The sequence below is a fragment of the Rhodoferax sp. GW821-FHT02C08 genome, assembly GCF_059421805.1.
This window is the reverse complement of record NZ_JBWKVR010000073.1, coordinates 1-518: the sequence shown is the minus strand read 5'-3', so window position 1 is coordinate 518 and position 518 is coordinate 1. Positions and strand designations below refer to the sequence as shown.

General features: G+C 62.7%; 1 protein-coding gene and 1 pseudogene. Both read left to right on the top strand.

Annotation, left to right across the window (positions count from 1 at the left end; genetic code table 11):
* Window positions 1–183, top strand: a pseudogene (locus AC07VY_RS26620) (type II secretion system protein G); the annotation flags it as partial.
* 29 nt (window positions 184–212) lie between these two features.
* Window positions 213–518 (top strand): type II secretion system protein (locus AC07VY_RS26615; protein WP_495100149.1); only part of this gene is annotated, 306 nt, incomplete at its 3' end.

The following is a 518-nucleotide window of genomic DNA, read 5'->3' as shown; positions in this document are numbered from 1 at the left end:
GCGTCCTTGCAGAGCTTGGTGGAGAAACGCTATATCCGCAGCCTGCCTGTGGATCCGATGACGGATACCGCGGATGGTTGGGTGCTGGTGCCGCATCCCGATGGCTCCACGCAGGGGGTGTTTGATGTCAAAAGCGGGGCGCCGGGCGAGGCGCGCGATGGATCCAGCTTTGCATCATGGTAGAGAGCACACGCAACTATTTATCCACGCCAATGCGGAGCCACAGTCAACAGGGACGGCCGCCGCGGCGGAGTTGCCAGTCGCAGCACCAGCGTGGCTTCACCTATCTGTGGGTACTGGTGGCGGTGGCCATTCTGGGTATTGGGCTGCAGGCGGTATCCGAGGTCTGGGTCACCAGTGTCCGGCGCCAAAAGATGGAAGAGCTGGACTGGATCGGAGCCCAGTTCACCCAGGCCATTGGCAGCTACTACCTGTCCTCACCGGGCGGCGTGCGGGCGTATCCGGCGACGCTACAGGACCTCTTGGAGGATCGGCGCTTTGCGACGATACGGAGGCAC